This is a genomic window from Chryseobacterium vietnamense (genome assembly GCF_031454475.1).
GTDB classification, from domain to species: Bacteria; Bacteroidota; Bacteroidia; order Flavobacteriales; family Weeksellaceae; genus Chryseobacterium; species Chryseobacterium vietnamense.
This window is the reverse complement of record NZ_JAVDQX010000004.1, coordinates 98765-118420: the sequence shown is the minus strand read 5'-3', so window position 1 is coordinate 118420 and position 19656 is coordinate 98765. Positions and strand designations below refer to the sequence as shown.

Genomic DNA, 19656 nt, shown 5'->3' with positions numbered 1-19656 from the left:
ACGTTTCTACCCATTATAAAAAAGATTATTTGAAAGTTTAATAAAAGTCAGTTTTTAGCAGAATGTGGAAATTGTAAAATTAAGTTTTGGGTTAACTATGCTAAAATGTAGTGATAGTCGAAAGAGATTAGATTTTACCCTTCGAGTTCGATTAGTTTATTATAATTAAGATTTTTAGAGAATTAACAAGATACATGATTGTGTGGTCCATATATGGCATCTTCTATTTTAAATTGGTAACTAATTGTTTTATAGATTAATATGAGGATAGATGGTAATCCCTCACTTTCCGATAAAAAAGAAGCCCTATATGAATAGGATACATGATTTTTTTTGTCAAAAACATTAAAACTTTTACAGAAGACTAAATTTCGTTCCACTATCTTCTACTTTTTTCTAAATTCCTCGCTATTATATATGCTTTTTGTTCGATTTGATCGACGGTACATTTTTTACCCTTCTCAATCCATTCTATTAGTTCAACAAATGAAAAATATAAGCGATTGCCTTTTTTATAAGAAGGGATTTCTCCTTTACAAACTTTTGTGTAGAGTGTTGCAAGCGTAAAATTTAACATATCCGCTGCTTGCTTTGCGGAAAGATAATCATCATTAAGATCCTTCGACCTTGCTGTTTGGATCAAACTTTCAATCCTCTCAAGCCTTACCTCTATCTTTTCAAGGAGTAAGGGCAACATTTCGAACGTATATTTTGCCATTTTTTTGTGAAATTAGCTCATGACAATGTTGATTTCGGAAATTTCGGAAGCGAAATTCTGATTTTTTCCGGAATTGTCCCAATTTCCAACGGTGTCCATGGTTAGACCTATGTTGTAAGTATCGAGTTTAATTTTCCCAGATGCTTCTTTTTTGAGCGAATCAACAATCCTTGCATAGATCTCGGTTGTAGTTATGTTTTTATGTCCTAGAAGCTTCGAAACAGTGTAAATTCCTGTACCTGCCGCAATTTGTAAAGTGGCAAAAGTATGGCGGAAACCATGAAATGTAAATCGGCGGTTTATTCCTGCAATTTTTAACCACTTGGGTAGTTCTTTGGTTACGTGATCATATTTTAATCCTGCAAAAACGTTCTCATCGAGATCTTTACGTTGTCCTAACAAGGTAACGGTTTGGTCTGAGATAGGGTAGTATTCTGCACTTTCGGTTTTTTGCTGATTATATAAAATGTAGTAGTCACCGGGTATTCCCCTGATCTGGCTCCATTTTAAAGCTTCTACATCGGAATATCTAAATCCTGTCATTGCTGAAAAAAGTCCGGCCCTTTTTATGAGTTCGGAATTGCAGTGCGCATTTGCCATGTCTTGTAACTCATTCAATAGAAGAAATTCACGGTGTGGAATATTCGGAGATATATTTTCTACGATAGCACAAAGGTCCGTACAGATCAGCTTTTTTTTAAATGCTTCCTTAAGTACCCTTTTGAATCTATGAAAATAGGCTGACGCTGTATTTTTTTTAATGGAGCGCTTAGCGCGACCAATGCCTGGACCTGAGAGTAGGTAATCAGCGAATTCTTCACATAAGGTCTCGTTGAGGTCAATAAAAGGTAGCGTATCACCTATAAAGGTTCTAAAGTAAGCGAGTGACATCTTCCAGTTGTAATTACCAGCCCGCTTGTTCGCCTCTTCCTGAAAAAAATCAATAAAGTTTTCCTTCATTCTATCTTCTGAAATATAGCTATAACGCAGATTCTGAAGATCGAGCAGCCTCTTTGCCCGGATATGTTCGGCCAGGATAAGGGTTTCTTTGTTTATTTTCTTTTCAAGTACAGTTTTGGGATCAACCGTAAGATAGAGCTCAAGGTAAAACTTTCGTTTATACTTACGTGTTGCTTTATCATAAATTGGGGGATATATATCAAGAAAAAGAGAGAATCGGTGTCCCTTGCTGATCTTTTTCATTCTTAATGTGACAGTAGACATAATGAGATATTTAATATAATTAATTGACTTCAATAGAGAAATAGGAGATTATGGAAATAGTCTGCCTATTTTGTCTTAAATTTTCCCAGTGCGCGGAAAATGTAACAGGCGTTACTAGGATTTAAAATTCTTGCGACTGTTCAATTAAATTCATTAAAATAGGGTCTATGGCTTTCTTAGGTATAAAAACAAACTTACCTTTCGAGTATTTCGGGATATTGAAGGTTTCTATTAAGTTTTTGATGGTATAATTTGAAAGCTTAAAATCATTTAGCAATTCACCAATGCTATAACAATCTTTAAGAGGTGGACATTTAGTGATCAGTGAATTTCGGTTTCGTACCTCCTCAATATTTACAGGGTCATCGAATAGATCATCGATAGATTTTTTCAAGATTCTGATTTTTCTTTCTGCCAGATTGATTGCTTTGAGTTTACCGACGGAAATCATGTTATAGATCGTCCGTGGGTCACACTTAAGCATTTTAGCAGACTCTTTGACAGTTAGGTAATCAAAGGTTTTCAGTTCGAAATAGTTGTCTGAAGTTTTAACGCGTGAGGGAATAAAACTTAGGGATTCAGAATTGGAATCAGTCATCTGTAGTTTTCTCCCCCGTAATTTATACGCTTTTTTCGCGCAATTGTCGCCACAATATCGGGTTACTGTAGTTTTGGCGATAAATTCATGCCCGCAATGCTCGCAAATCCGCCGAATTTTAAGATTTGAACTCATAATATTTTCATTTATGAAGATTAACCAAACTTAAGGTACAATAAGGTTCATTTAGATGCAATAAGATGCATTAAGATACCTTAAGCGAAGTTATTTCTCCTTGTTAAAAAAAATGTTTTGAGCTCGGTTTTGGGGGACAAATGGGGGACAAAAGAGACCAAAACAAACCAAATTCTGCTAAATTATCACAAAATAAAAACCTTGTAAATGGTTGAATTTTAGTCGTTTAATTTATTTTGGTTTGCTTTGTTTTTATCGATTATTTGCCAATACAAAACTTAGAAAAAATATTCCCAAGCACCTCATCATTGGTCACCTCTCCGGAGATTTCACCAAGATGTTCCAGGGCATTTCTAAGCTCATACGCCAGTAATTCCGTAGAAATCCGGAAAGAAATAGCTTCTTTCACTTTATCAACGGCATCCATGGATTTTCTTAAGGCTTCAAAATGTCGTTGATTCGTGATGACAACATTATTTTCTTCAGTTTTCAAATGCTCCACATAAGAGGAAAGTTCATTTTTCAGATCCTGAATATTTTGATTTTCAACTGCTGAGATTTTGATAAAATCAAATTCGTGAGAAATAGCGTTTCTGAAAATATCTTCTACCGTTTCGTATTTTGTTGGAATAACTTCATCAATTTTTGTTGCACAGATAATCAGCTTCAGATCTTCTCTTAATAAGGATTGAATCATGTCAATATCCTCAGAAAAATCCTGGGTAGCAGCATCTGCCAGATACACCAGAATATTGGCGTTTTCTACTTTTTCTTTAGCTTTTTTTACCCCGATTGCTTCAATTTCATCCACCGTTTCACGAAGTCCGGCAGTATCAATTAATCGGAAGGCATGGCCTTTAATATGAAGAACTTCCTCAATCGTATCTCTCGTTGTTCCGGCAATATTACTCACAATCGCTCTTTCTTCCTTCAAAAGGGAGTTCAATAACGTAGATTTCCCGGCATTCGGTTTTCCGATGATGGCGACGGCGGTCCCGTTTTTAATGGCATTTCCGTATTGGAAACTTTCAATCAACGAATTTAATTTGACTTCAATTTTATCCAATAATCCACTCAGGGCACTTCTGTCGGCAAATTCCACATCTTCTTCAGCGAAATCAAGCTCCAGTTCAATTAAGGAAACGAAATTTAAAAGATCAGTTCTTAATACAGAGATTTCATTGGTAATTCCTCCTTTCAGCTGGTTGATCGCAACTTTTCTCGAAGCTTCATTTTCAGAGGCGATCACATCAGCAATCGCTTCCGCCTGAGAAAGATCAATTCTACCGTTGATAAAAGCACGAAGAGTAAATTCTCCTGCTTTAGCCATTCTCGCTCCGTTTTTGATCAGGGTTTCAAGAATACGTTTTCCGATATGCGGAGAACCGTGAAAAGCAATCTCCACAGAATTCTCAGTAGTGAAACTTTTTGGTGCCAGAAAAATAGAAAGCATCACCTCATCAATAGCTTCCTCCTCATCCATAAAATAACCGTAATGAATGGTATGGGATTTCTGTTTTTCCAGATTTTTAGCCGGAAAACTTTTCTGAACTACAGATAAAGCTTCATTTCCTGAAACACGGATGATGCCTAAAGCACCTATTCCATTGGCAGTAGCCAGTGCACATATCGTATCGTTATTCATGCTGCAAATTTACGGTTTTTAATGTGAATTTTCATGGGCGTCTGTTATTCAGATTATCTATTGTTGTATTCAGTTAAAAACAGCGAAGATTTAAAACAGGCTATGTTTTGAGAGGCTTGTTGTATAAAAGATGTACCTGCTATATCAATAAGTGCAGAATTATTTCTATTAAACATAGAGCGAAAACACCATTTGAAATATAAAATTTTAAAAAATAATTCTGTTGAATATAAACAGAATGGGAAAGGTGTAGTTTGCTGTGGTGTAACATTGATCAGTGTTTTTTAATAAACTTGACAGTGATGGATGATGGTTAAATGTCATGTATGGAGTAAAAAATTAAACAATTGTTTGGTATGTTAATTGTTGTTAGTGGGGTCGTTGATGTTGAAAATTTAAATATTTATTATTAAAACGGTAATAATTTGTTAAAGTATTATAAATGTATATGAATAACCTATTTTTTTTAAAGATTAATAAAAAATTATCTTTTTTATTAATGCTTGTCTTCAGTACAATGACCTATGCGCAATGTATTCCTTATACCGGACAGGCGATCACAAGCGGAAATACCTATTGTCTCAACGGAAATCTTAGTGTAAGTACCAATATCAGCATCCCGAACGGAGCAGCCCTTATCATACAATCCGGACAATTGCAGTCTAACAGTATCCAGGTGGATGGCGTGCTGGAAATTAGTGATGGGGCAAGTGTTAAGTCAACAGGAACAGTGAAAGTAGGAACTTTCGGATCTCAGAAAAATTCAAAAATTAAATTAGGAACAAAATCCTTCCTATCTCTTGTAGGATCGGTAGTTCAGGAAGACCCGAGTTTTGGTGGTTTTTATCCCGGAACAACCTCAGTTATTGAAATGGGAACAGGCAGTGTAGTAGAGATTTGTGGAACATTTACCCAACAGTCTACAACCTATCCTTCTGTTGAATATGTAGGTGTTCCTACCGGAAGAGCCTATTGTATTGCTAAAGCAGACGTAAGCGGTGGAGGAGGAGCTTCCATCATCAGTGATGACAGCCAGATTGTAACCATTGCCATGGGATCTGTTATAGGATTGGGAATGGGGAATTCAAGCTTCTGCGGGCCCAATGCAACAAAAGCAATGTGTCCCTCTCTTTGGCCAGAAGGATTGTCTGAAGATAAAACAAGTTGTGGAAATGCACCCCTGATTATTGATGAGATCGATGGATTTTGTACAAAACCCGGAATTTCAGGGACCCCTGACGGATATACCAAATTTGGGATCACCATACAGCAGAAAAGCGATGCATGGCCTGAAAATATCCCTAATGGATTTTTGGCTATGGAATCAAAAAATAAAGGTTTTGTTATTACCAGAGTTCAGCATGTAAGCCAGACTCCACAGCCCGGAGATGCCATCGCAGAACCGAAAGAAGGAATGCTTCTCTATGATATTCAGGATAAATGCGTGAAGCTTTATAACGGTACTGAATGGAAATGTGTACAAAGAAGCTGTAATGATTAATTTAACCGATAAAGGATATGAAAAATATAAAAAATATAAGTATAGCATTTGCCTTAGTTGTTTGTAATACATTTTTCGCTCAGGTTGCGATTGGTAAACAGACGATAGACGGAAAGAGTACCGTATTGGATTTTGATAATGTATTGGGAAATACAAAAGGCTTAATTCTTCCCGCTACCTCCGGATTTCCTACAGGATCTTTAGTGAACGGAACATTCATCTTTGATGTCACCGATAACAAAGTGAAGGTCTACGAAAATGATGTCTGGAAATCATTATCAGATGCCGGAAGTTCAAGTGTAATTGCTGCCAATAATTCTGTAGAAACAGGAAAAGGAGTCATTATGGGTGAAGCTACAAGTTCTGCTGATGGCGTATTGGTTCTGGAATCTCAGAATAAAGCAATGGTTCTTCCTCAGATAGCCACACCACATCTTAATGTAAAAAATCCTTATCCGGGGATGATGTGCTATGATACAACCAGCAAAACACTGGCGGTATTTGACGGCACAGTCTGGAATTACTGGAAATGAAAAAATAAGCTGATCCGGAATATTCCGTTCAAAATAAAAAAGCAGCCGTGTATGGTACATGGCTGCTTTTTAGCTTAAACGATTTGCGCACTTTCCTTGATGCTGTTCATCACAAAAATACTCTTGGTCTGTCCAATTCCTTCAATTTCTGACAGTTTATTGACAAAAAACTCATGAAATTCATCCATATTGGGAGCCAGGATCTTCAGCATAAAATCAAAATCCCCACTGATATTGTAAAACTCTACCACTTCCTTCAGTTTACCCACTTCCTCAATAAATTTTCCTGCTGTTTTTTTGTTGTGAACATTCAAAGCAATCATACAGATCACCATCATTCCTTTATTGACCTTTTTGCGGTCTACTACAGCCGTATATTCTTTAATGATTCCCTGTTTTTCCATACGTTTGATACGCTCATGCGTAGGCGTAGGACTCAAATTGATCCTTGCCGAAATATCACGGACACTCATCTTCGCATCTTTCTGAAGAAGACGGAGGATGGATAAGTCTTTTTCATCTGGAATATAATTTTCAGTTGCCATTTTGTTCTGTTTTTATAGGTTTTTTCTGATGTATCAGGTGTTTTGTTCTTTTGTGTATTTTAAATATTCAATATTGTTCCAAATTTAAGGTTAAATTTTCAAATACGTTCTGTTAATTTTAATTTTGCAGGAAATTTGAAACATGGATACAAGGAAGAATTTAATATTAATTTTAGCATCGGTAGGAACATTTGTAGAGGCATTGGATATTGCCATTATTAATTTAACTATTCCTTCTATTCAGCAGCAGTTTCAGATTGGTGCCGAGACCGTACAGTGGCTGCAGACACTCTATGTATTGTTTTTTGGAGGATTTCTGATTATTGGGGGAAAACTTTCAGACCAGATTGGAAGAAAGAAAATGTTTTTGTGGGGAGCGCTGATTTTTATGCTCACTTCATTAGGGGCAGGATTATCCCAAAACTTTGAAGTGCTGGCTGTTTTCCGTGCTTTGCAGGGATTGGGAGCTGCATTGGTAATGCCGTCAGCATTGTCTATCGTGACCAATACCTTCAGAGGAGAACAGGAGAGAAACCGTGCTATCGGAATTTTCAGTTCATTTGCTGCCATTGGTTCAGGAAGCGGTCTTTCAGTAGGAGGAATTATCAGTACTTACCTGAGCTGGCATTGGGTTTTCCTGATCAATGTTCCCATTCTTTTAATCACATTGGTGTTGTCGTACTATTATCTGCCGACAGATGAGAAAAATGAAACGGCTCAGAAAACAGATCTGGTTTCAGGAATATTGATGGTATTAGGACTTTTAAGTCTTACTTACGGAACCCATGAATTGATTCATATTAAAGAACAGCCTTTCCTGATAACAGGTTCTTTGGTTTTAGCATTAGTACTGCTTGTTATGGTGTACTACCGTTTAAAATCCGTTGCAGAGCCTTTGGTAGATTTAAAATTATTTAAACATAAATCCCTGGTAGTTTCCAATGCGGTATTCTTTACCCTGGGAGCATTTTTTATCGGATTTTTATTCCTGATTTCACTGATGCTTCAGAAAGATATGGATTACAGCGCTGCGTCTGCAGGATTAATGCTTGTTCCGTTCAGTATTCTGTCTGCTTTAACGGCTAAATTCATTCTGCCGCACATATCAAAACGTCTGAGTTCTTCTCAAATGGGTGTTTTAGGATGGCTGTTTATGCTGGCTGGAGGATTGTTGCTGTTGATTTCAGTTTACACAGGACATCCGCTAACCGTAGTTTTATTGGGAGCAGCATGCATCTCCGGAGTTGGAATGACGTTTTGCTTTACCGCACTTTCAGTAATGGGAATCCAGGATGTTGAACCTGCATATTACGGATTGGCATCAAGTCTGAGTTCTACAAGTTACTTTTTGGGAGCGGGTATTGGATTGTCATTCATGACGTTAATGAGTCAGATCTTTCCGTCAGAACTTTCTGTAGGAAGCCTGAATCTGATTATTTTGATCAGTTACGCTTTACTGGCTCTCGGAATGTTATTTTATTTTATATTGAAAAGCGTAAAAGTGAAGCAGGCAGAAGTAGCCGTTTCATAAGCGGTCTTAAAAATACACAAACTATATGAGGAAAGAATCGGTGCTTAGGTGCCGGTTCTTTTTGATTTTTTATATTCTGTTTCTCTTCACTACCTTTGCTGTTTACGGGAAATCATGAAAATACAGGTCATCAGCGATCTTCATCAGGAATTTGGAACTACGGAATTATATTTTGATCACACAGATGTGGTTGTATTGGCAGGCGATGTCAATCTGGGAACCAAAGGAATTGAATGGATTAAAGAAGCAATACCCAATAAACCTGTCATCTATGTTTTGGGTAATCATGAATACTATAAAGGTTCTTACCCTAAAACACTCCATAAGATCAGAGAAGCAGCGCTGGACTCCAATGTTCATGTGCTGGAAAATTCATTTGTAGATATAGACGGTATTCGTTTTCATGGGGCAACCTTGTGGACGGATTTTTCAATCTTTGGGAATCCGGTTCAGTACGGAATGCTTTGCCAGCCAAAGATGAACGACTATAAAATGATCAGAAGAGATCCTTCTTATTCGAAAATGAGAACATTGGATACTTTTAAAATTCATCAGCTTTCAAAGCAATGGTTAAAAGAAAGTCTTGAAAACTCAATAGGACTTAAAAATATAGTGGTTACCCATCATGCACCCAGCATACAATCTGTTCCCGGACATTACAAAAAAGATCCTTTAACAGCGGCCTATGCTTCTGATCTGGAAGATTTTATTAAAGAATATCAGCCGTTGTACTGGATTCACGGGCACATCCATACGCCGTGCAGATATAAGATCGAAGCAACGGAAATCATCTGTAATCCTCACGGCTATATCGATGAAAAGTACAATGGATATGATAAGGAATTGCTGATTGTTGTTTAGCAAGCAATAAAAAGTACAATTTGATGATGGGGCTTCTTGGCATTTTTTCCTTTTTCCACTACCTTCGTACTTAATTTTCTTTCAATGCCTAAAAAATCCCAGTCAAAACTTGATTTTGTTTCCCAGCTGGCCTTCGATGAAGTGCTTCAGCAAGTGGAGTTTGATCTTAGAATCAAGGAATTTGTGGTGATGGAAATTGATAAGGCAAACTACATCATACAACCCAATATGCCTTATCGTTCCGATTATTTCTGCATTTTTATGGTCCAGAAAGGAGGTGTTACATTCAGGTTGGATGATAAGAGCTATAGCGTGACCAAAGGCGATATTATTTTTTGTCCCATGCTGGAAACGTTTTGGCTGGATGAAATTACAGAAGATTACAATGCTAAATATATTTTCTTTTCACTGAACTTTATATCCGATGCAGGCTTTAATTACAAATCAAACAATGTTCTGAAGAGTTTGTCTTCAGATCCTACTCATATCATCAGAAATGAGCCGGATGTGTACAGGAAAGTAAATTTCCATCTCTATGAGCTGAAGGTTTTAAATGATAAGGAAAAAGAAAATTATTATTTCAACGAAATGATCTGGCATCACTTTTCGCTGGTGATCTACGAAATTGATAATTATTTCAAGAAAACCGAAAAGCCCCATCCGGTTACCCATAGAGAAGATGAATTGACCACCAGTTTCTTCAAACTTGTTCAGGATCATTTCAAAGAAGAACACAATGTTCAGTTCTATGCCGATAAACTTTTTATCAGCCGTAAATACCTCACGAAAGTAATCAATAAAACGGTATTTAAATCTCCCAGAGATATCATTCATCAGGTATTGGCGGTAGAAGCCAGGCTGCTATTGAAAAATCCCAATCTGAATATCAGTGATGTAGCATCAAAGCTGAGTTTTTCAGATCAGGCATCCTTCAGTAAATTTTTCAAAAAACACGCCGGAAGATCTCCTCTGGAATACAAGAAAGATGATTTGTATTGATAATCAGTGTTTTGTGTTTTTTAAGACGTCTTTTTACCAAATTTTAACTATTATTTTGATTTAAAATAGTAAATATTGTCATTTATATTCTCTATGAATGATATTTCTCATGTTTTTTCAAATAAGGAGTCTTTTTGACAAAATAAGGAGTTTTTCGAATAATCCTATTGAATTTTTTTCGTTCGATTTTTGTGCGGAAAATTTAAAAGGACTAATGTTATGCAAAGATTTTTTATTCAAAAATCGACTCTACTTTTCCTCTCACTGATCGTATTGGCAGGGTGTAGGAAAAACAATCAAAACCAGGGCTATCAGCAGCAGGCACCGGAATTGCCTGTAGCAAAAGTGATACAGGGAGATGCCTCTGTTTCCAGAGAATATGCAGCATCTGTAGAAGGGATCTCCAATGTGGAAATCAGACCTCAGGTAACAGGATATTTAAGCAAAATTTTTGTTGATGAAGGTGACTTTGTGAAGGCGGGGCAGCCTTTGTTCAAAATTGAAGATCAGGTTTTCCGTGAGCAGCTGAAAAGTGCTCAGGCCTCTTTGATTACCGCTCAGGCGAATCTTTCCACTTCTAAAATTGATCTGGACAGAAAAAAAGAACTGTTCAGAAATAAAATGGTTTCAGAAATTCAGGTAAAAGAAGCTGAAGCAGCTTATAATGCGGCACGAGGAGCAGTAAGTCAGTCTGCTTCTACCATTGAATCTGCAAAAATCAATATGAATTTCTCTACCATCAAAGCTCCGGTAAGCGGGTTTATCGGAAGGTTCAATTATCGTCTGGGAAGTTTGATGACGCCGGGTAATCAGGAGCCGATTACTTTATTATCAGATATTCATCAGGTGTATACCTACTTCAGCCTGAGCGAAAATGATTTTAACAATTTCCAGAAACAGTATACAGGAAGCAGTATTGCTGAAGTGATCAAAAATACACCGGCAGTGTCATTATTGCTTTCAGGTGGTGAAAAATATGCAGAAACAGGAAAAATTGATGCGGTGGAAGGTCAGTTCAACAAAACGACCGGATCAATCACATTAAGAGCAAAATTCAACAATCCCAACAATCTTTTGAGAAGCGGAAACACCGGGAAAATTGTACTTGATCAGTTCTACAGCAATGTTGTTTTACTTCCCATTGCTTCTACCAGAACCATTCAGGATAAAGTTTTTGTATTCACTATTCAGGGTGGGAAAGCAGCTATGCTGCCTGTAGAAGTGAATGGAAAGGCTGGAGACAATTTCATTGTAGCCAAAGGACTTGAAGCTGGCGATGAATATATCACCAGCGGTTTTGACCGATTACAGCCGGGAACTCCTGTCGTGGCACAGAAGAAAAATGCTCAACAGAAAAAATCCTAAAAAGAAATCATGTTAAAGAAAATTATAAAAAGACCCGTACTGGCAACGGTTATTTCCGTATTGCTTGTAATACTGGGGATCGTCGGGATGGTAAGTCTTCCGATTACAAAATTTCCGGACATTGCGCCTCCTACCGTTATGGTAACAGCGGCCTATCCGGGAGCCAATGCTGAGACTATTGCAAGGTCTGTAGCACCGCCATTGGAAAATGCCATCAACGGTGTGGAAAATATGGATTATATTACGTCTACAGCGAGTAATGACGGTACGTTAAGTATTACGGTTATTTTCAAATTGGGAACAGATCCCGATCAGGCTGCGATTAACGTTCAGAACAGGGTAGCGCAGGTAACCAACCAGCTTCCTGCAGAAGTAATTCAGGCGGGAATCACTACGGTGAAAAGACAGAACAGTATGATTGCTATGGTCTCGCTGACCAGTAAAGATGGGTCAATGAGTGATCTTTTCCTTGAAAACTATGCAAAAATCAATATCGTTCCGGAGCTGAAAAGGGTAAAAGGAGTAGGAGATGCCATGGTATACGGAAATAAAGATTATTCCATGCGTATCTGGCTGGATCCCAATAAACTGACTTCATACAATCTTACGCCATCTGATGTTTCGCGTGCTATCCAGACGCAAAACCTTGAAGCAGCACCCGGAAGATTAGGAGAAAGAAGTAAAGAAGTCATGGAATACGTGCTTCGCTACAAAGGAAAATTTACAGAGCCTGAGCAATATGAAAATATAACAATCAAAGCATTGAATGACGGTTCTGTTTTGAAATTAAAAGATATTGCCAAAGTAGAATTCGGAGCGTACAGTTATACCGTTTCTTCGAATTATAATAAAAAAGCATCCGTAACGATGGCGATCTTCCAGATGGCTGGATCCAATGCCAATGAAGTACAGATCGCTCTTCAGGAAAGAATGAAAGAACTGGAAAAATCCTTTCCGGCAGGAATGGATTATGAAATTCCTTATGCTACAAAAGACGCGCTGGATCAATCCATAGAACAGGTAATTCATACTTTGATAGAAGCATTTATCCTGGTGTTTATTGTGGTGTATATTTTCCTTCAGGATTTCCGTTCTACTTTAATTCCGGCGATTGCCGTTCCGGTTTCCATTGTGGGAACATTCTTCTTTATGAAAGTTTTCGGATTCTCTATCAATATCCTGACGTTGTTTGCACTGGTGCTCGCCATTGGTATTGTGGTGGATGATGCGATTGTGGTTGTAGAGGCTGTTCATGCTAAAATGGAACATAAAAAACTCAACCCGAGAGCCGCTACGATGTCTGCAATGAGTGAGATCACAGGAGCAATTGTTTCGATTACGTTGATTATGTCTGCAGTATTCGTTCCGGTGGCTTTTATGAGTGGTTCTACGGGATTGTTCTACCAGCAGTTTGCATTAACACTGGCCATTGCTATTGTGATTTCAGCGGTGAATGCATTGACGTTGAGTCCGGCTTTATGTGCTTTATTCTTAAAGCAACATCATCCGGAAACGCATGAAAAAATGAATTTCAAAGACCGTTTCTTTGCAGGATTTAATGCAAGCTTCAATAAACTGACTTTCCGTTATGGAAAAGCCGTGTTATTTCTTTTAAAAAGAAAATGGGTGGCTTTGATTATTATTATGGCTTTCGGTGGATTATTTGCGTGGATGTCTATGACAACGCCTAAAGGATTTATTCCGGATGAAGACCAGAGTTTTATCATTGTAACGGCTAACCTTGCTCCCGGAGCTTCAAAGGACAGAACTTCCAAAGTCGTTTCTGATACGGAAGATCTTTTAATGAAAAATCCGGCCGTGGATAAAGTGATTTCGGTAGATGGACTGAACTTATTCAGTGGTTCCATGTCATCTTCAGCAGCTTCTATTTTCGTCAAATTGAAAAAAGGAGGCGAGAGAGGCTCTGTGAATAATATCAATGATATCATCGGACTAACCCAGGGAATGCTTTCTCAGGATAAAAGAGCTAATTTCCTTGTGATCAACACCCCAACGGTAGATGGTTTCGGTAATACGAGTGGGATGGAGCTTGTGCTTCAGGACCGTACCAATGGAGAACTTCAGAACCTGGGAAATATTTCCTACGGAATGATGGGTGCTTTAATGCAGAGACCGGAAGTCGCAGTGGCATTTACCACGTTTGATGTTACGTATCCTCAGTTTGAAGTGCTTGTGGATGAAGTGAAATCCGCACAGCTGGGAGTCAATGTTTCTGATGTTTTAGGAGTAATGCAGGGATATTACGGAAGTATTCAGGCTTCTGATTTCAACAGATTTGGGAAATATTACAGAGTTCTCGTGCAGTCTACTCCGGAGACAAGACAGGATAAAGAATCCTTAAACGGGATTTTCGTTAAAAATAATCTGGGCCAGATGGTTCCTGTCAACACACTGGTAAGTCTGAAACAGGTAACGGGAGCTGAAGTGGTAGATCGTTTTAACCTGTTTAATTCATCCAATTTAACGGTAATGGCTGCTCCGGGATACAGTACCGGACAGGCTATGGCAGCCATTGAAGAAGTGAGCAAGCAGGTACTTCCTCCGGGATATACTTATGATTATAAAGGAATGAGCCGTGAAGAAGCAGGTTCAAGCTCACAATCTGTTATGATCTTCGGATTATGTATCGTGTTTGTATTCTTCCTTTTGTCTGCCCAATATGAAAGTTATATTCTTCCATTAGCTGTATTGATCGCTATTCCGGTAGGTCTTTCAGGAGTATTTGTGGGAATTACTTTTGCAGAACTTTCCAATAATATTTATGTACAGATTGCTCTGGTAATGTTGATTGGTTTGTTAGCAAAAAATGGTATCCTGATCGTGGAATTTGCTATTCAAAGGCGTAGAGCAGGGAAAAGTCTTATCGCATCTGCAGTAGAAGGAGCAAAGGCGCGTTTACGTCCTATTTTAATGACTTCCCTTGCATTTATCACCGGATTGATTCCATTATTATTCGTGGTAGGACCTTCAGCGATGGGTAACCATTCCATCGGATATGCAGCCATTTCAGGGATGCTTTTCGGAACCATTCTGGGGATTTTTGTAGTTCCTGTTCTTTTTGTGGTATTCCAGGCATTGCATGAAAGAATCAACGGAAGAGTGGTAACCGATGCAGATTGGGAATATTAATTCAAATGATTTTAAAAATGAAAATTAAAAATATAGCATACATCGCATTTATTTCCGGAACAGCAATCTCCTGTAAAGTTCAGAAATATGAACAACCTGAAATAAAAATGCCCGAAGCTTTCAGAGCTGACAGTATGGTGGTGGATTCTCAGGAGAATATTGCTAAAATAAGTTACAAAGATTTCTTCAAAGATCCTGTTCTGGTAAGGTTAATTGATAAAGCAATGGTACAGAATAATGATCTTCAGGTGGCTTTAAAGCAGATAGAATTTGCATCATTAGCATATAACCAAAGCAAATGGGCAAATATACCAACAGTCAGTGCTTCGGCCAATGCCAATATCAACCGTCCTTCCGACAATAGTATGAACGGGATGATGGCCGGACAGTTTATGGGAAAAAGGTATATGGAAGATTATACAACTTCTCTGAGTTTTTCATGGGAAGCGGATATCTGGGGTAAAATTAAAGGCAGAAAAGAACAGGCTTTGGCGGAATATCTTAAAACACAGGAAGCGGCAAAAGCGGTAAAAACACAGGTTGTATCTGCGGTGGTGCAGGGGTATTACAACTTGTTAATGCTGGATACTCAGCTGGAAATTACAAAATCCAATCTGGCGTATGCGGATAATACTTTGAAGTTTCTGACCAAACAGCAGGAACTTGGTTTGACAACTGCGTTGGCAGTACAGCAGCAGGAAATTGTAAAAGATCAGATTCTGAAATCAATTCCGGCGATTGAAAGCTCTGTGATCACTCAGGAAAATGCTTTGAGCCTGTTAACGGGTTCTATGCCGGGAAAAATTGAAAGAAGGGCAAGCCTGAACAATGTACAGTCTCCGGATCATCTGGCAGCAGGTATTCCTTCGGAATTATTAAGCTACAGACCGGATATTAAAACAGCTGAATTTGAAGTCAGAAAAAGTGTAGCGGCCATTCATGTGGCAAAAATGAGTATGTATCCTTCATTGAATATTACTGCGCAGGGCGGAGTGAATGCCTTCCAGATCAGCAAATGGTTCAGTGTTCCGGGATCACTTTTCGGAATGGTGGCGGGTGCTGTAGCACAGCCTGTTTTGAATGGGAAACAGTTGAAAACCCAGTATGAACAGTCTAAAGTATTGGCTGATCAGGCAGAAATTAACTTTAAGCAATCCGTTTTAAAAGCGGTAGCTGAAGTTTCTGATGCATTGGTGCAGATTAAAAAGCTGGAAGAACAGCAGAAAATTGCAGAAGGACTGGCTGTGAAATCCGGAGAAGCAGTAAAGAAGGCGGATTTGTTATTTAAATATAATTCAGCTACTTATGTAGAAGTGATTATTGCACAAACAAATAAACTGCAGGCAGAACTGGAACTGGCTTCTCTGAAAACCCAGAGACTGAATGCCATTACAGCACTTTACCGCTCTGTAGGAGGCGGATGGCAATAAAGTAAAATTGAATCTGCTTCGTCTGTAATGATGAAGCAGGTTTCTAATCCATTATCATTATGAAGACAAATATACAAGAGGGGATCATTCTCATTCCGGATTTCAGCGGATTTACCGAATTTGTGTTCAATACAAAATTGTACACAGGCGAGTATATTGTACGGCAATTATTGTCTACACTGATTGATGTAAACGATCAGTATTTTGAAATTTCCGAGATTGAGGGCGATGCTATTTTATTTTACCGTTATGATGAAAATCCATCCTACCATAGTATTTCAACAATGCTTTGGAAGATGAGAAGTGCTTTCAACAGGAAAATAGAGGAGCTCAGTAAGAGCTTAAGTACAAAAATTGATCTGGCCCTCAAGTTTATTGTTCATTATGGATCTTTTTCACAATACAATATTGGAAACTTCAGAAAGCTATATGGAAAAACGATTGTGGAAGCCCATCAGCTTTTGAAAAACGGAGTAGCAGAACAGCCTTCTTATGCCCTTTTCAGTAATTCATTTCTGGAAAGCAGTAACAATAAAGAATCTGATTTTAATAAAGATCCGCTTCGTTTGCCTGAAGTAGGCGTTATCCATTATTTTGAAAATTTAAACTAGCATATATTTTTTAATATTAATCCTTGTAAATTTGCTATTGCTAGCGGCCCGGGTGAGATCCGGGTTTTTTTATGGATAAACCTGCTGGAAATCCTGTATAAAATTGCTTGACATTAATTAAGTGTAAAATATTCATGAAATTACTATTCATTTTAAAACTTTTTTAACTGAAATTTAGATTGTGTATAAAATGCTTTTTTAAGAATATTTATTATGATAGTGATTTATATTACGTTCTTTTGTTGAAAAATATGTATTGTTTTTGAATTTATGTTTAAATTAAATACTTATATATGATTGGTAATTAAGTGTTTATTTTATTTTTTTTCTTTTTTGATGTAACAAAATTATGAAGATAGTGGTCTTATAGATAAAACTATAATCTCACATGAAAATACTATTATTTCCAATAGCATTATTAACAGGCTCATTAGCAATGGCACAGCAAACTCCAGCTCCGGCAGCCAGCGATACTGTAAAGGGAAATGCAAAAGAAATAGAAGCTGTTACTCTGGTTGCCAGAAAGCCAACAGTAGAATCAAAAATAGACAGAACTGTATTCAATGTAGCCAATAGTGCAATTCTGGCGGGAAATACAACATGGGATGTTCTCAGAATGACGCCTTTGGTAAGTATTGATAACAATGATGAGGTAAAAGCCGAGGGACAAATGGTTACCGTATACATCAACGACAGGAAATCTGTATTTACAGGGAAAGAATTAAAGGAATACCTTAAAACAATTCCAGCTGATAACCTGATGAAAATTGAAGTCATTACCAGCCCTTCTTCCCGATATGAAACTTCAGGATCCGTGATCAATATTGTTCTTAAAAAAAGGGATGACGAAGGACTAAAAGGAAGCATCTCCCTCAATAACAGACAAAGTACGAAGAACTCACAATACACGAACTTCAACCTGAATTACCATAAGAAAAAGTTTACCCAAACCTTTATTGGAGGATACAATAACGGAAATTATGTACAGAAAACCCAAACCTGGGATAACCGTTATGAAAATAATAAGCTTACCCGCTTCAACCTGGAAAACGTAATGAGAAATGAAAGCCCTTCCATTTCTTCTACTTCAGAGTTTGAAATTAATGACAAAAATAATTTCGGACTTGTTCTGGAATATTCACAAAACAGGAATTTACTTTCCGCAGAATCTGATGGGATGACGTCAAAAGATGGAGATCCGGGAGAATCTTTCCTCCAAAGCCAGAACAATTGGGGATTCAGCCGTAATCTGGGAACTAATGCGTTCTATAAATACTATGATAAAGAAAAGAACAGGATTTTAGATATTAATTTGGGAACCAATTACTCCAGTGATAACAATGATAACCTGATTGATAAATTAATTGATAAACAGGGAGTGAAAACCACTCAGCAGCTTGGCGTTATCAGCTCCAACCAGATGCGTAATTATTATCTGAAAGTGGATTATACACATCCTTTCGGTAAATCGGGCGGCACTATGGAAATGGGCGGTAAAACGGAAATTAATAACCATGCTATTTCCAACAGCCTTTATGGATTCAGCATGAATAATCCTACCCCGGAATTTGCTAATCTATCCAAAAATGACAGATTCCATTATGAAGATCATCTGAGCTCCTTATATGCCAATTATAGTAAAACATTTTTTGAAAAACTGGAAACGAGAATCGGAATCCGATACGAATATATTGATTATAAAGTAAGACAGGAAGTTGCAGGTACAGAGAGGAGAGATTCTTATGGAACCTTTCTTCCCAATTTATTGCTGAAATATAGCTTTTCAGAGAAATTTGACCTGAGTCTTACCTATAACAGAAGCATCTGGAGACCATGGTATTCTGAGTTTAACCCTTTCCTGATGCCTGAAATTAATGGTACCTATTCCAGAGGAAACCTTTATCTGAATCCCAACCCGAATGACCGGGTTTATATGAAATTCGGAATTCTGAAGAAATACTTTATTTCTGCCAGATATATGCACACCAATCAGGATTACTGGACTACTTATGTAACGGAAAACGGAAGGACGGTTTCATTACCCGGAAATTTTGACGGAAAGGTTGAAAAATATTACCTTTTTGCCAATACCAATCAGAATTTCCTGAAAAATAAACTGAATGTGAATGCAGGATTCGGATGGTACTATATTAATAATAAAGATTTTAATGAGAAAAATAAACTGGGTGCCAAAGACTATATCAGTTATTGGGGAGCCTCTGCAAATGTATCTTATACGAACCTTTTCAATAAAAATATTAACCTGAGTGCATGGGTGGAACTGGCCAATCAGAACAACGGAAATTCATACGCAAACAATACCAATGTCTTCCATAATATTTCAGTGACTAAAATATTCCCGAAAACTCAAATGGAGCTGAGTATGCAGCTGATGAATATTTTTAAAAGACCTTACGGTGATAACACAACATATAGTGCGGATGGAACTTTCAGAGAGTATTCAAAATGGGACTGGTACGGAGTTTCCCTTACGTTTGTGAAGCGCTTCGGAAACCAGAAGGTAAAAGAAAATACAAAAACCGATGTTGAGAAAAACGGCGGTGGCGGAAAATAATTCAAGATTTGTCAGGTAAAAATAAAAGCAGGTTTCAATTTGGAGTCTGCTTTTTATTTTCCTAAAATATTTATGCTATAGCAAAAAATCTACACTGAAGTTTTTGAACCATTAAGAAAATATTAAGTTGTTAAGATTATTAAGAGAATGTCTAAAGACATTTATCAGATGCAACGCTTTATTCAAATTTATTTGAATCTTAATTTTTCTTCATCACTTAAAAACTCCTTAATGG

General features: G+C 37.6%; 15 protein-coding genes. 10 read left to right on the top strand and 5 right to left on the bottom strand.

Going from position 1 to position 19656, the window contains the following annotated elements:
• Positions 1–379: 379 nt before the first annotated feature.
• From J2786_RS17625 to mnmE, 4 genes are all read right to left on the bottom strand, one after another.
• Positions 380–718 (bottom strand): helix-turn-helix domain-containing protein, encoded by a 339-nt coding sequence (locus tag J2786_RS17625; RefSeq protein ID WP_310026092.1) that lies wholly within the window; start codon positions 716–718, stop codon positions 380–382.
• A gap of 12 nt (positions 719–730) precedes the next feature.
• On the bottom strand, positions 731–1942 hold the full coding sequence (locus tag J2786_RS17620) for a site-specific integrase (RefSeq protein WP_310026089.1): 1212 nt from the start codon (positions 1940–1942) through the stop codon (positions 731–733).
• Positions 1943–2063: 121 nt separating this feature from the next.
• A complete protein-coding gene (locus J2786_RS17615; protein WP_310026085.1) occupies positions 2064–2675 on the bottom strand; it encodes a helix-turn-helix domain-containing protein in 612 nt (203 codons plus the stop codon).
• Between the two features lie 259 nt (positions 2676–2934).
• Positions 2935–4320: a tRNA uridine-5-carboxymethylaminomethyl(34) synthesis GTPase MnmE gene (gene mnmE / locus J2786_RS17610; protein ID WP_047433799.1), complete on the bottom strand. Its 1386-nt coding sequence runs from the start codon at positions 4318–4320 to the stop codon at positions 2935–2937.
• A 448-nt stretch (positions 4321–4768) separates the two neighbouring features.
• Here mnmE and J2786_RS17605 point away from each other — a divergent pair, with 448 nt between their 5' ends.
• The gene (locus tag J2786_RS17605) at positions 4769–5821 is read left to right on the top strand and encodes a phage tail-like protein (RefSeq protein ID WP_047433796.1); all 1053 of its coding nucleotides are present in this window, start codon (positions 4769–4771) and stop codon (positions 5819–5821) included.
• 17 nt (positions 5822–5838) lie between these two features.
• Positions 5839–6354 (top strand): phage tail-like protein, encoded by a 516-nt coding sequence (locus J2786_RS17600; RefSeq protein WP_052187110.1) that lies wholly within the window; start codon positions 5839–5841, stop codon positions 6352–6354.
• 74 nt (positions 6355–6428) lie between these two features.
• Here J2786_RS17600 and J2786_RS17595 read toward each other — a convergent pair whose 3' ends face one another.
• Positions 6429–6899, bottom strand: a complete 471-nt coding sequence (locus J2786_RS17595; RefSeq protein ID WP_034696927.1) for an Lrp/AsnC family transcriptional regulator — start codon at positions 6897–6899, stop codon at positions 6429–6431.
• Between the two features lie 142 nt (positions 6900–7041).
• Between J2786_RS17595 and J2786_RS17590 the strand changes: the two genes are divergently transcribed.
• The 8 genes from J2786_RS17590 (at position 7042) to J2786_RS17555 (ending at position 19421) form a co-directional block, all read left to right on the top strand.
• The gene (locus tag J2786_RS17590) at positions 7042–8430 is read left to right on the top strand and encodes an MFS transporter (RefSeq protein WP_047433793.1); all 1389 of its coding nucleotides are present in this window, start codon (positions 7042–7044) and stop codon (positions 8428–8430) included.
• 114 nt (positions 8431–8544) lie between these two features.
• Positions 8545–9291: a metallophosphoesterase gene (locus J2786_RS17585; RefSeq protein WP_047433791.1), complete on the top strand. Its 747-nt coding sequence runs from the start codon at positions 8545–8547 to the stop codon at positions 9289–9291.
• Positions 9292–9375: 84 nt separating this feature from the next.
• Entirely contained in the window at positions 9376–10290 is a 915-nt protein-coding gene (locus J2786_RS17580; protein ID WP_047433790.1) for a helix-turn-helix domain-containing protein, read from the top strand.
• Positions 10291–10509: 219 nt separating this feature from the next.
• Entirely contained in the window at positions 10510–11655 is a 1146-nt protein-coding gene (locus tag J2786_RS17575; protein ID WP_047433788.1) for an efflux RND transporter periplasmic adaptor subunit, read from the top strand.
• Positions 11656–11664: 9 nt separating this feature from the next.
• A complete protein-coding gene (locus J2786_RS17570) occupies positions 11665–14805 on the top strand; it encodes an efflux RND transporter permease subunit (protein ID WP_047433786.1) in 3141 nt (1046 codons plus the stop codon).
• Positions 14806–14822: 17 nt separating this feature from the next.
• Complete coding sequence (locus tag J2786_RS17565) at positions 14823–16235, top strand: efflux transporter outer membrane subunit (RefSeq protein WP_310026078.1); 1413 nt, start codon at positions 14823–14825, stop codon at positions 16233–16235.
• Positions 16236–16294: 59 nt separating this feature from the next.
• Complete coding sequence (locus J2786_RS17560) at positions 16295–16846, top strand: DUF2652 domain-containing protein (RefSeq protein ID WP_047433783.1); 552 nt, start codon at positions 16295–16297, stop codon at positions 16844–16846.
• Between the two features lie 388 nt (positions 16847–17234).
• A complete protein-coding gene (locus J2786_RS17555) occupies positions 17235–19421 on the top strand; it encodes an outer membrane beta-barrel protein (protein ID WP_047433781.1) in 2187 nt (728 codons plus the stop codon).
• Positions 19422–19656: the final 235 nt, after the last annotated feature.

What these genes read in the sequence shown, in the direction of transcription:
- J2786_RS17625 (WP_310026092.1), bottom strand. Translation starts at nt 718, where the DNA reads ATGGCAAAATATACGTTCGAAATGTTGCCCTTACTCCTTGAAAAGATA.
- J2786_RS17620 (WP_310026089.1), bottom strand. Translation starts at nt 1,942, where the DNA reads ATGTCTACTGTCACATTAAGAATGAAAAAGATCAGCAAGGGACACCGA.
- J2786_RS17615 (WP_310026085.1), bottom strand. Translation starts at nt 2,675, where the DNA reads ATGAGTTCAAATCTTAAAATTCGGCGGATTTGCGAGCATTGCGGGCAT.
- mnmE (WP_047433799.1), bottom strand. Translation starts at nt 4,320, where the DNA reads ATGAATAACGATACGATATGTGCACTGGCTACTGCCAATGGAATAGGT.
- J2786_RS17605 (WP_047433796.1), top strand. Translation starts at nt 4,769, where the DNA reads ATGAATAACCTATTTTTTTTAAAGATTAATAAAAAATTATCTTTTTTA.
- J2786_RS17600 (WP_052187110.1), top strand. Translation starts at nt 5,839, where the DNA reads ATGAAAAATATAAAAAATATAAGTATAGCATTTGCCTTAGTTGTTTGT.
- J2786_RS17595 (WP_034696927.1), bottom strand. Translation starts at nt 6,899, where the DNA reads ATGGCAACTGAAAATTATATTCCAGATGAAAAAGACTTATCCATCCTC.
- J2786_RS17590 (WP_047433793.1), top strand. Translation starts at nt 7,042, where the DNA reads ATGGATACAAGGAAGAATTTAATATTAATTTTAGCATCGGTAGGAACA.
- J2786_RS17585 (WP_047433791.1), top strand. Translation starts at nt 8,545, where the DNA reads ATGAAAATACAGGTCATCAGCGATCTTCATCAGGAATTTGGAACTACG.
- J2786_RS17580 (WP_047433790.1), top strand. Translation starts at nt 9,376, where the DNA reads ATGCCTAAAAAATCCCAGTCAAAACTTGATTTTGTTTCCCAGCTGGCC.
- J2786_RS17575 (WP_047433788.1), top strand. Translation starts at nt 10,510, where the DNA reads ATGCAAAGATTTTTTATTCAAAAATCGACTCTACTTTTCCTCTCACTG.
- J2786_RS17570 (WP_047433786.1), top strand. Translation starts at nt 11,665, where the DNA reads ATGTTAAAGAAAATTATAAAAAGACCCGTACTGGCAACGGTTATTTCC.
- J2786_RS17565 (WP_310026078.1), top strand. Translation starts at nt 14,823, where the DNA reads ATGAAAATTAAAAATATAGCATACATCGCATTTATTTCCGGAACAGCA.
- J2786_RS17560 (WP_047433783.1), top strand. Translation starts at nt 16,295, where the DNA reads ATGAAGACAAATATACAAGAGGGGATCATTCTCATTCCGGATTTCAGC.
- J2786_RS17555 (WP_047433781.1), top strand. Translation starts at nt 17,235, where the DNA reads ATGAAAATACTATTATTTCCAATAGCATTATTAACAGGCTCATTAGCA.